This is a genomic window from Longimicrobium sp. (assembly GCA_036387335.1).
In the GTDB taxonomy this organism is placed as follows: domain Bacteria; phylum Gemmatimonadota; class Gemmatimonadetes; order Longimicrobiales; family Longimicrobiaceae; genus Longimicrobium.
Genome location: DASVTZ010000148.1, coordinates 1 through 11,018, shown reverse-complemented (window position 1 = coordinate 11,018; position 11,018 = coordinate 1). Strand labels below are relative to the sequence as shown.

At 67.3% G+C, this 11,018-nt stretch carries 10 protein-coding genes; 9 read left to right on the top strand and 1 reads right to left on the bottom strand.

Going from position 1 to position 11,018, the window contains the following annotated elements:
• From VF647_14050 to VF647_14025, 6 genes are all read left to right on the top strand, one after another.
• Positions 1 to 770: carboxyl transferase domain-containing protein (locus VF647_14050; protein ID HEX8453220.1), on the top strand; the 770-nt coding region annotated here is incomplete at its 5' end.
• A gap of 9 nt (positions 771 to 779) precedes the next feature.
• Positions 780 to 1,460 (top strand): Uma2 family endonuclease, encoded by a 681-nt coding sequence (locus VF647_14045; GenBank protein ID HEX8453219.1) that lies wholly within the window; start codon positions 780 to 782, stop codon positions 1,458 to 1,460.
• 16 nt (positions 1,461 to 1,476) lie between these two features.
• Entirely contained in the window at positions 1,477 to 2,172 is a 696-nt protein-coding gene (locus VF647_14040) for a Uma2 family endonuclease (GenBank protein ID HEX8453218.1), read from the top strand.
• Between the two features lie 41 nt (positions 2,173 to 2,213).
• On the top strand, positions 2,214 to 2,780 hold the full coding sequence (locus VF647_14035) for a Uma2 family endonuclease (protein ID HEX8453217.1): 567 nt from the start codon (positions 2,214 to 2,216) through the stop codon (positions 2,778 to 2,780).
• 129 nt (positions 2,781 to 2,909) lie between these two features.
• Entirely contained in the window at positions 2,910 to 4,283 is a 1,374-nt protein-coding gene (locus VF647_14030; GenBank protein ID HEX8453216.1) for an acyclic terpene utilization AtuA family protein, read from the top strand.
• A gap of 160 nt (positions 4,284 to 4,443) precedes the next feature.
• Positions 4,444 to 5,355 carry a ribonuclease Z gene (locus tag VF647_14025; protein HEX8453215.1) on the top strand — a complete coding sequence of 304 codons (912 nt, stop codon included), beginning with the start codon at positions 4,444 to 4,446 and terminating at the stop codon, positions 5,353 to 5,355.
• A 348-nt stretch (positions 5,356 to 5,703) separates the two neighbouring features.
• On the opposite strand, the gene VF647_14020 is transcribed toward VF647_14025, so the two are convergent.
• A complete protein-coding gene (locus tag VF647_14020) occupies positions 5,704 to 6,156 on the bottom strand; it encodes a DUF1569 domain-containing protein (GenBank protein ID HEX8453214.1) in 453 nt (150 codons plus the stop codon).
• A gap of 314 nt (positions 6,157 to 6,470) precedes the next feature.
• Between VF647_14020 and groES the strand changes: the two genes are divergently transcribed.
• The 3 genes from groES (at position 6,471) to VF647_14005 (ending at position 10,705) form a co-directional block, all read left to right on the top strand.
• Positions 6,471 to 6,755: a co-chaperone GroES gene (gene groES / locus VF647_14015; GenBank protein HEX8453213.1), complete on the top strand. Its 285-nt coding sequence runs from the start codon at positions 6,471 to 6,473 to the stop codon at positions 6,753 to 6,755.
• Between the two features lie 62 nt (positions 6,756 to 6,817).
• Entirely contained in the window at positions 6,818 to 8,464 is a 1,647-nt protein-coding gene (groL, locus tag VF647_14010) for a chaperonin GroEL (GenBank protein ID HEX8453212.1), read from the top strand.
• Between the two features lie 378 nt (positions 8,465 to 8,842).
• Positions 8,843 to 10,705 (top strand): heme peroxidase family protein, encoded by a 1,863-nt coding sequence (locus tag VF647_14005; GenBank protein ID HEX8453211.1) that lies wholly within the window; start codon positions 8,843 to 8,845, stop codon positions 10,703 to 10,705.
• Positions 10,706 to 11,018 lie beyond the last annotated feature (313 nt).

The following is an 11,018-nucleotide window of genomic DNA, read 5'->3' as shown; positions in this document are numbered from 1 at the left end:
ACCACCGCCAGCCGTACGAAGTGCGCGAGGTGCTGCGCTGCATCCTGGACCGCGGCGAGTTCGACGAGTTCCAGGCGGACTACGCGCCGGAGATGATCTGCGGCCACGGGCGCATCGCGGGGATCCCGGTCGGCATCATCGCCAACGCGCGCGGGATGCTCAAGGACCCGCACGGCGGCCGCCCCAAGTTCGGCGGCATCGTGTACGCGGACAGCGCGGAGAAGGTGGCCTTCTTCATCGACACCCTGAGCCGCCACGGCACGCCCATCCTCTTCGTGCAGGACGTGAGCGGCTTCATGGTGGGCACCGATGCCGAGCACAGCGGCATCATCCGCTCCGGCGCGCGCTTCGTGGAGGCGATGGCCACCGCCACCGTGCCCAAGCTGGTGCTGACCATAAACCATGCGTCGGGTGCGGGGTATTATGCTATGGCGGGGCAGGGCTTCGACCCCGACTTCATCTTCACCTGGCCCACCGGGCGCATGGGGGTGATGGAGGGCGAGTCCGCCGTGACGGCCCTGTTCAGCACGCAGCTGGACGAGCTCAAGAAGGCGGGCAAGGCCCCCGACGCCGAGCTGCAGGCGAAGATGGACGCCGTGCGCGCCGACTACGACCAGCAGCTGGACGCGCGCTACGCCGCCGCCCGCGGCTTCGTGGACGCGGTGGTGCTCCCGGACGAGACGCGTGCCGCGCTGGCACTGGCCCTGCGCACCTCGCTCAACAACCCGGGCCCCCACCTCGGCTCGTTCGTCCTGCCGCCGGGCATCTAGGAGTCGACCATGGCCGTCCAGTTCGTGCAGCCGTACCGGTTCACGGAGCAGCAGGTAGCCCGCATGGCGGAGGCCGGCATCCTCCCCAGATGCGGCGCGGAGCTGTTGGACGGCATCGTGTACAGGGCAGGGGAGCCGGTCCGTTTCGACCGTGGAACGTACTACCGGCTGGCGGAGATCGGCGTGCTGGGCGAGCACGCGCACGTGGAGCTGATCGACGGCGAGATCATCGAGATGTCCCCCGCTGGAAGCCGCCACGCCGCGTGCGTCACCCGCATCACCCGCCTGCTGATGGCGCGGACTGCCGGCGTGATCGTACGGAGCGAGAAGCCCCTGTGGCTCCCGGACGACTACGATCCGGAGCCGGACGTGGCCGTGCTCCGCCCGGAGCCGCGCGAATACGAGGACGCGCACCCAACCCACCACGATGCGCTCGTGGTGGTCGAGGTTGCCGAGTCCTCGATCCGCTACGACCGGCACGTCAAGGCGGAGCGGTACGCCGCCGCCGGCATCCCGGAGTACTGGCTGGTCGACCTCACGCGCGACCACATCCTGATCCACCAGACGCCAGTCGGTGGCGCGTACACGGAGATTCAGGTGTACGGTGCCGGAGAGTCGTGGAGCTCGCCGGTTCTGAACGGCTTGACCGTGTCCGTGGATGAGGTGATCAAACCTCGCGCGGCCCTGTAGCACGGGAGCGGATCCGATGGACACGTTCACGCACGAGTCCCGGCGCCAGTTCAACGTCGATGAGTACTACCGCCTCGCGGAGATCGGTATCCTCCCGATTCGTGGAGTCGAGCTCATCAATGGTGACATCCGGGAGATGAACGGCAGGGGTACGCCGCGGCGCTGGACGTACGACGAGTACGTGCAGATGGGCGAAGCCGGCATTCTGTCAGGAGAAGAACGTACGGAGTTGATCCGCGGAGAGATCGTCTGCATGACACCCGTCGGGCACCGGCACATCTACGTTGTCGATCTGCTCACGGAGCACCTGGCGGAATGGTGCCGCGGCCGCGCTCTGCTGCGCGTGCAGAGCCCGCTCAAGTTCAATGACCTCGAGGCGCCGCAGCCCGACCTCTGCCTGCTGCGTCTTCATGAGGACCGCTACCTCAGCCGAGAGGCAGGTCCCTGGGATGCGCTCCTCGTGGTCGAGGTCTCGGACAGCTCGCTGCTGCGCGATCGCGATGTCAAGGGCCCGATGTACGCCCGTGCCGCAATCCCGGAGTTTTGGCTCGTGGACCTGAGTCGTGACGTGGTCGTGGTCCATGAGGAGCCCTCCGGGGGCGAGTACACCATCGTGCGTGAGCACGGTATCGGAGACTCGTGGAGCTCCCCTGCACTCGGCGGCCGGCAGATCCGCGCCGTCGACGTCTTCGGCCCCGCCGCCGAGGCGTAGAAGCTGGGTTGGTTCGGAGGTACGTAGCCAAGGAGGAGGCGATGCACACCGCTGCCGAACCGGCACGCAAGCGGTTCACGACCGACGAGTTCGAGAAGATGGCAGAGGCCGGCGTCTTTGCGCCGGATGCGCGCCTGGAGCTCATCGACGGGGAGATCATCGAGATGACGCCGGTTGGTGGGCGCCACGTGACCTGTGTCTTCGCACTGGACGACTACTTCCGGGAAGTCGTCGGCCCGGAAGTGCGGGTCGCGACCCAGAACGTCTTGAAGCTGGCGGATGCGAACCCCTGGCCGGACGTGAGTCTCCTCCGCCGTGACAGGATCGTGCCCGGTCAGGTTCCCGGTGCCGATGCGTGCATGCTCGTCGTGGAGGTGGCCGATTCCACCGTTCTGCACGACAGGAACAAGAAGCGGCTCCTGTACGCGCGGGCGGGAATCCCCGAATATTGGGTGATCGACCTACAGCAGGACACGGTCGTCGTGCACCAGCACCCGTCCGCCGGAGACTACGACGCCATCGAGGAGCACGCGCGTGGGGAGTCGTTCGTCTCCACCGCGCTCGGGCGCGAGGTTGCTCTCGATTCGCTGTTGCCGGAGGACGGATGAACCCACGCCGGTTGCCGCGGCGCACGCACCATTGAATTATCCTGTCCGGAGGCTGCCCGGTGCGGCCTCCGGATCGTTTTCCGGAACAATGCCCCGGCGCGCAGCCGGACCCGCACTTTGCTGAGCAGAATGAAAGACAAGATCCGCATTGCCTCCGGGCAGGGGTTCTGGGGGGACCAGCTGGACGCTCCCAAGCAGCAGGTGGAGGGCGGGCCCATCGACTACCTGATGCTCGACTACCTGGCCGAGGTCACGATGTCGATCATGCAGAAGCAGCGCTCGCGCAACCCGGCGCTGGGGTACGCACGCGACTTCGTGCCGCTGATGGGCGAGATCCTGCCGGCGGTGGTGGAGCGCGGCATTCGCGTGATCGCCAACGCGGGCGGCGTCAACCCGATCGGGTGCCGCGACGCGGTGCTGGAGGAGGCGCGCAAAGCCGGACTCGGGGGCCGCGCGCGCATCGGTACCATCACGGGCGACGACATCCTGGAGCGCCTCCCCGACCTGCTGGCGCGTGGGGTGGAGCTCAAGAACATGGAGACGGGCGAGCCCCTCTCCACCGTCCTCGACCGCGTGCAGAGCGCCAACGCGTACATCGGCGCGCGCCCCATCGTCGAGGCTTTGCGGCAGGACCCGCACGTGGTCATCACTGGCCGCTCCACCGACACGGCGCTCACCTACGGGCCGATGATCCACGAGTTCGGCTGGTCGCTGGACGACCACGACCGGATCGCGGCGGGGGTGGTGGCGGGGCACATCAACGAGTGCGGCGCGCAGGCCAGCGGCGGCAACCACCTGGTGGACTGGCGCGAGATCAAGGAGCTGGCGCAGATCGGCTATCCCATCATCGAAGCCTCTCCGGACGGCTCGTTCATCGTCACCAAGCACGACGGGACCGGCGGGCGCGTGACGCTCCCCACCGTCAAGGAGCAGCTCGTCTACGAGATGGGCGACCCGCGTAGCTACATCACCCCGGACGTGGTGGCGGACTTCACCAGCATCCGCCTGGAGGCCGACGGGCCGGACCGGGTGCGCGTCTTCGGCGTGAAGGGCGGCGCGCGCACGGACATGCTCAAGGTGAGCATCGCCTACTCGGACGGCTACAAGGCGACCGGCACCCTCGTCTACTCCTGGCCCGATGCCGTGGAGAAGGCGCAGCTCGCCGACCGCGTGCTTCGCGAGCGGCTGGACCGCTTGGGCCTCAAGTTCGACGAGGTGCTGACCGAGTACGTGGGCTGGAACGCGACGCACGGTCCCCTCGCCGGCCCCATGCCGCGCGACCTGCCGGAGGTGACGGTGCGCTGGGGCGTACGCGGCCAGGACCGTGCGGCCGTGGAGCGCTTCACCAAGGAGATCGCGCCGCTGGTGCTGGCCGGACCGCCGTCGGTCACCGGCTTCGCGGGCGGGCGCCCGGCGGTGCAGGAGATCATGGCGTACTGGCCCGCGCTGATCCCCAAGACCGAGATCGAGCCGCATTTGAAGGTCGAGGTGGTGCAGGCATGAGGGAGAAGAAGTGCGTGAGTGCGTTAGTGCGTGAGTGCGTTGGTGCCGGTGCGGGTCCGCGGTTCGGGCGCGCGTGCACGGACTGCGCGGCCGCATCCGTGCGCCTCCGCGGAGGGGTATTGCGCACTCACGCACTCACGCACTCACGCACCGCCGTCCCATGCGCGTAACCTTTCTCGGCACCGCGGCGGCGCGCCCCACGGTCGGCCGCAACGTCTCGTCGCTGGTGGTGCAGCGCGAGGGAGACGTCCTGGTGTTCGACTGCGGCGAGGGCACGCAGCGGCAGATGATGAAGTTCGGCACCGGGTTCGGGTTCCACGACATCTTCTTCACGCACCTGCACGCCGATCACTTCCTGGGGGTGATCGGGCTCTTGCGGACGCTCGGGCTGCAGGCGCGCGAGGAGCCGATGACGCTCTGGACCCCGCGCGGCACTGAGGCGACGCTCAAGCAGGCGGTGGAGCTGGGGGTGGAGCGCGTTCCGTTCGAAGTGCGCATCGTGGGCGTGGAGCCGGGGGAGAAGATTGGCCGGGGGGTGTACGACGTCGTCCCGTTCGCGGCCAAGCATGCGGGGCGGGCCGTGGGGTACGCGGTGATTGAGCACGAGCGGCTGGGGCGCTTCAACGCGCAGCTCGTCCGCGACCTGGGCGTCCCCGAGGGTCCGCTCTGGGGCAAGCTGCACCACGGCGAGGACGTGGAGGTGGAGGGCCGTACCGTCCGCGCGGCCGACGTGGTGGGCGACCCGCGCCCCGGCCGCAAGGTGGTGTACACGGGCGACACGCGGCCCACATCCACCACGCGCGAGATTGCCGCCGGCGCCGATCTCCTGATCCACGAGGCCACCTTTGCGCAGGACGAGGCGGATCGCGCCGTCTCCACGGGCCACTCCACCGCCCGCGAAGCCGCCCGCGTCGCCGCCGAGGCGGGGGTGTTGCGCCTGGCCCTCACCCACTTTTCCCCCCGCTACGCGGACGATCCGCGCGTGCTGGAGCGCGAGGCCCGCGCCGTCTTCCCCGAAGCGATCGCTGCGTACGACGGGCTGGTGATCGACGTGCCGTTTCGGGCGGAATGATCGCGGGCCCCCTCCCCCGCTCGTCACCTCGCGGCCCCTCCCCCAAAACAACCTGGGGGAGGGGCGTCTCGCGTCCATCGGTGTCTGTCATCCTGAGCGACGCGCCTCGCGGGACTTGCCCCGTCTCCAGACTCTGGCGCGGAGCGAAGGATCTACTGCGCGTGTCACGGGGTTCGCCTCCGACGCGCCGTGCTCCTGCCTCGCCGGCTAGATCCTTCGCTCGCCGCAGGAGTGTGAGCCACGCGGATATTGGAGAGGCGGCTCGCTCAGGATGACAAAATGACCGCACACCGATGCCGAACGCACTAACGCACTAACGCACTAACGCACTAACGCACTAACGCACTCTCACGCCCCAAACTGCCGCAGGTGATGGTCCAGGTGCTTGTACATCAGGATCCCCCATTCCTGCGGAGTCATGCGGCCGAAGAAGGCGTGCGGGTGGGTGGTGCATCCCGCCGGGCCGGCGGCGGTGAAGCGGTCGATCAGGCCGAGGAGGCGCTGGCGTTCGGTGTCTAGCGCCCGCTCGTCCGTGACGAGCAGATCCGGCGCAGTAGGGGTGTTGCGGCGGATCGGATCGTCGTTGCGAAGGGCGAGCGTCTTGACGATCCTTCCGAAGATGCGCCCGGCCAGCATGCGCGGGGGACGCGTGTCGCCGAGCGCCATCTCCATCCCGATGGCGCAGTGCGCCATCGCCTGCGCCGGGCTCATCTTCCCCCATTCGCGCACGCTGTCCGCCCGCAGCCCCAGCAGCCGCTCCTTCACTTCGGCGGCCCGTGCCGGTTCGAAAAGATTCTTCATGATGTAAGACGCTCGTGTGTGGGTCGGAATGCGGTGGGACCCTCAAGCTACCGGCGCGCGCCCGCTCGCCACAACAGTGCCCACTCAAACTGACAGCAGGTCCGCCGCTCCGGCGCACCGGGAAAGCCATATTGGCGCACCGCGGCGGAACGGCGGGTGCAGAGAGGGCGCACCGTTCCGACCGCGCTTGACAGCGCGGCGCGCGGTGCTATCTTGCCGCGTCGTTAGCACTCTCGGGGTGAGAGTGCTAACAAGAGGATTCCACACCCACTACTCAATCCAGGGAGGGTCATCATATGGCCACCGCGACTGAGATCAAGGTCAAGCCGCTCGCCGACCGCGTCGTCGTCAAGGCGCTCGAGGACACGGAGCAGATGCGTGGCGGGCTCTACATCCCCGACACCGCCAAGGAAAAGCCGCAGCAGGGCGAAGTCGTCGCCGTCGGGCCGGGCAAGGTGGAAGACGGCGCCCGCGTCGAGATGGAGCTGAAGGTCGGCGACAAGGTGCTGTACGGGAAGTACAGCGGCACCGAGGTGACGGTGGACAACGAGCAGTACCTGATCCTCCGCGAGTCCGACGTGCTCGCGGTGGTGGGCTGAGCCCACCGCGTCGCATTCCCGAGTGAACTTTCCCGTACGCAACTCTAGATAGGAGAGACAATATGGCTGCCAAGGAGCTGGTTTTCAGCACCGACGCCCGCGCCGCGCTCAAGAAGGGCGTGGACCAGCTGGCGGAAGCCGTCAAGGTCACCCTGGGCCCCAAGGGGCGCAACGTGGTGATCGACCGCAAGTTCGGCTCGCCGCTCATCACCAAGGACGGCGTGACCGTGGCGAAGGAAGTGGAGCTGGAGAACCCCATCGAGAACATGGGGGCCCAGATGGTGAAGGAGGTCGCGACCAAGACGAGCGACCTGGCCGGCGACGGCACCACCACGGCCACCGTGCTCGCCCAGGCCATCTTCCGTGAAGGCCTCAAGAACGTCACCGCCGGCGCCAACCCGATGTCGCTCAAGCGCGGCATCGACAAGGCCGTCGAGCAGGTGGTCGCCCAGCTGAAGTCGATGTCGGTGGAGACCGCCGGCAAGAAGGAGATCGCGCAGGTCGGCACCATCTCCGCCAACTCCGACGAGGAGATCGGCAACCTGATCGCCGACGCGATGGAGAAGGTGGGCAAGGACGGCGTGATCACCGTCGAGGAGGCCAAGGGCCTCGAGACGACGCTGGAGACGGTGGAGGGGATGCAGTTCGACCGCGGCTACCTGTCGCCGTACTTCATCACCGATCCGGACCGCATGGAGACGGTGCTCGAGGACGCGATGATCCTCATCCACGACAAGAAGGTGTCGTCGATGAAGGACCTTCTCCCGGTGCTGGAGAAGGTGGCGCAGATGGGCCGCCCGCTCCTGATCATCGCCGAGGACGTGGAGGGCGAGGCGCTGGCCACGCTGGTGGTCAACAAGCTGCGCGGCACCCTCAAGGTCGCGGCCGTCAAGGCCCCGGGCTTCGGCGACCGCCGTAAGAGCATGCTGCAGGACATCGCGGTGCTCACCGGCGGCCAGGTGATCTCCGAAGAGGTCGGCTTCAAGCTCGAGAACGCCGTGCTGTCGGACCTCGGCCGCGCCAAGCGGATCGTGATCGACAAGGACAACACCACGGTGGTGGACGGCGCCGGCGAGCAGGACCTGATCAAGGGCCGCATCAACGAGATCCGCGCCGCCATCGACAAGACCACCAGCGACTACGACCGCGAGAAGCTGCAGGAGCGTCTCGCCAAGCTGGCCGGCGGTGTGGCGGTGATCCACGTGGGCGCCGCGACCGAGACGGAGATGAAGGAGAAGAAGGCCCGCGTGGAGGACGCCCTCCATGCGACGCGCGCCGCGGTGGAAGAGGGGATCGTCCCCGGCGGCGGTGTGGCGCTCCTTCGTGCCCAGGCCGTGCTGAAGAGCTTCAAGGTGGAAGACGCGGACGAGCAGATCGGCGTGCGGATCATCGAGCGCGCGCTCGAGGAGCCGATCCGCCAGATCTCGCAGAACGCCGGCGTCGAGGGCTCCATCGTCGTCGCCAAGGTGCGCGACAACGAGAGCAACTCGTACGGCTACAACGCCCGGACCGACGAGTACGAGGACCTGGTGCAGGCCGGCGTGATCGACCCCACCAAGGTCACGCGCACGGCGCTCCAGAACGCCGCGTCCATCGCCGGCCTCCTGCTCACCACCGAGTCGGTGGTGGTGGAGCGCCCCGAGCCGAAGAGCGCCGGCGGCGCCGGCGGCGGCGGTGGCATGCCCGGCGGCATGGGCGACATGTACTGAGCCGAACGGCTCCGTACGCGGCAAAACGGAACCGGCGGGAAGCTCAGGCTTCCCGCCGGTTCCGCTTTGTGTATGCCGAAACGGGTTGGTGGGCCGGGTTCGTGGACGCAACGGGCGCATCGGTCTGAGCGCTCTCGGTTCCAATCAACAGGATTCTTGGCAGGCGCACACCTACTCATTATTGTGCATCCCGCCGTTTTCTGGTGGTCGGCTATCTCGGTTAGCAAGATCAGCCTGCGCGGTTCTGGCCTCACCTACCGGGCTGCGCCCGCCAATCCTTGCCCGACCCCGCCACGCGAACGGCTCACCTGTCGCGCGCTGCTCGCGCCAGCGATCAGCTCCCTCCCTTCATGCCCCCCTACAACGCGGAGGTAGATCATGCCGAAGAAAACCGGGGACGGAGGCTCCACGCCGGATCAGATCGCAAGCGGGGAACGGAAAGGCTCCATTTCGGTTATCGAGGAAGAGTTGGGGGCGCTGGAGGCGAATGCGAGCGAGCGCGTGGCCGACGGGGGTACCGACGTCCAGCCGGTCCAGCCCATGATGCTGCTCAGAAAAGGGAAGCAGCCGGCCGGTACCAGCGCGTTTCAGCCGCTGAAGCGCATCCCGCCGGGGCTGGCGGACCTGCGTCCAGCCGCGTTGAACAAGGTGGTGAAAGCCTTGATTCCACGAGAGCTTCCGACTCCACGCGAGTCCGTCGAGCGCTCGTTGAGGGCGCTGGATCCCCGGATCAAGCGGTTCCACGGAATGCTCGTGCCGCTCTACTGGTTTCCTCCGAAGTTCCTGAAGGGACCGTGCGCCGACATGTTCGGCTACATGTTCTCCGCCTCGGTCAGGAACGCATCGAAGCTCCCGTTCGACGTCACGCACCAGGCGCTCCTCACGCAGTTGGGCAACATGATGGGCGACCCCGGACGCGAGACGAACCCGGACTCGGTCATCCCCGCCGGCTACACCTACTTCGGGCAGTTCGTGGACCACGACATCACGCTGGACGTGACTTCCTCGATCGACACGGCCGTGGACGCCAACACCGTGCCGAACATGAGGAGGCCCGCGCTGGACCTGGACAGCGTGTACGGCCGCGGGCCCGCTCTCGATCCCTACCTGTACAGCTTCCCGTCGAGCGGCCCACCGTCAGCCGTGAAGATGCAGCTTGGGCGGAACCGCAATCAGGGTCCGGGCGGCCCTCTGAACGGGGGCGCCGGCACCGCCACGCCTGTGGACTTCGACGTTCCGCGCGTGCTGAGCGGCACGGACACAACGGTGGATGCCAACGCCAGCTCGTTCACGGCCATCATCGGCGATCCCCGGAACGACGAGAACGTGATCGTGTCGCAGTTCCATCACGCGATGCTCAAGTTCCACAACCGCGTGGTCGACCTGCTGGTGGCGGCCGCCTTTGCGGGGGACATCTTCGGGGAGGCCAAACGGATCGTGACCCAGCACTACCAGTGGCTGGTCGTTCACGACTTCCTGCAGGTCATCTGCGGAGCCACCCGGGTGAACGACGCGATCACGAACGTCACGGCGGCAGTCGACAGCGCGTTCCGTATGCCGGTGGAGTTCTCGGTCGGGGCTTACCGGTTCGGGCACAGCTTGATCCGGGACCGGTACGTGCTGAACACCTCCCTTCCATCATTCGCCAGCACGCTCGGGGGCATCTTCGACTTCATCCGGGTCCCTCTGCTTCCGTTGTTCTCCAACTGGGCAGTGGACTTCAACATGTTCTTCAACACGGCGCACCCGGTCGCGGGTTCCTTCAACAACGCGCGCAAGATCGACAGCGCACTCGCGGCGGGGTTGGAGTCCATCCCCGGCGGGTCCGGGATCATGGCCGTGCTCGCGGCGCGCAACCTCCGGCGCGGACTGGCGTTCGGGCTCCCCAGCGGCCAGGCCGCCGCGAACGCACTCGGGATCACGCCCCTGACGACGGCGCAGCTGACGTCCGGCCTTCCCGCGAATGAAGTCGCGCTTCTGAACTCGAACGGGGGCGTGCTGCTCCAGAAGACTCCACTGTGGTACTACGTCCTGCGTGAGGCCATGGTGCTGGAAGGCGGAGACCGGCTGGGGCCGCTCGGCGGCAGGATCGTGGCGGAAACTTTCGTGCGCCTGTTGAAGAGGGATGGAGCCTCCTTCATGAACTCACCCGGATGGTCGCCCTCGCTCCCGAGCAGCGGCGGTCCGGGAACCTTTACCATCGCGGACATGCTGGAGTTCGCGGGAGTGCTGGTGCAGTAGACCCGCAGCCCGTGACGGCACCCGTTCCGTAAATCCGTGGAAAGCCCCGCCATCGCAGCCGAGGAGCGGGGCTTTCCGCGGGCTCATTCGCGCGGAAAAGGAACGGCGCGGCGCATAGAGAACGTGGAGAGAACCACGAGGCACAGAGAAACCCCTTTCGCCGTTCTTGCCGTTTCCTCTGTGTCTCTGTGTAGGGGTTCGACAGTGGTCGCTGACACAGATCGGTAACCAGTTGCCCTACATGAAGATGCAACAAAGCCGCCCCGAAAGCGTGTACAACGCGCCCGGAGCGGCCATAGATGGGTTAAGTCGT

Coding starts and splice junctions, on each gene's coding strand:
- VF647_14035 (HEX8453217.1), top strand. CDS start 2,214: ATGCACACCGCTGCCGAACCGGCACGCAAGCGGTTCACGACCGACGAG.
- VF647_14025 (HEX8453215.1), top strand. CDS start 4,444: ATGCGCGTAACCTTTCTCGGCACCGCGGCGGCGCGCCCCACGGTCGGC.
- VF647_14020 (HEX8453214.1), bottom strand. CDS start 6,156: ATGAAGAATCTTTTCGAACCGGCACGGGCCGCCGAAGTGAAGGAGCGG.
- VF647_14030 (HEX8453216.1), top strand. CDS start 2,910: ATGAAAGACAAGATCCGCATTGCCTCCGGGCAGGGGTTCTGGGGGGAC.
- VF647_14045 (HEX8453219.1), top strand. CDS start 780: ATGGCCGTCCAGTTCGTGCAGCCGTACCGGTTCACGGAGCAGCAGGTA.
- VF647_14040 (HEX8453218.1), top strand. CDS start 1,477: ATGGACACGTTCACGCACGAGTCCCGGCGCCAGTTCAACGTCGATGAG.
- VF647_14005 (HEX8453211.1), top strand. CDS start 8,843: ATGCCGAAGAAAACCGGGGACGGAGGCTCCACGCCGGATCAGATCGCA.
- groL (HEX8453212.1), top strand. CDS start 6,818: ATGGCTGCCAAGGAGCTGGTTTTCAGCACCGACGCCCGCGCCGCGCTC.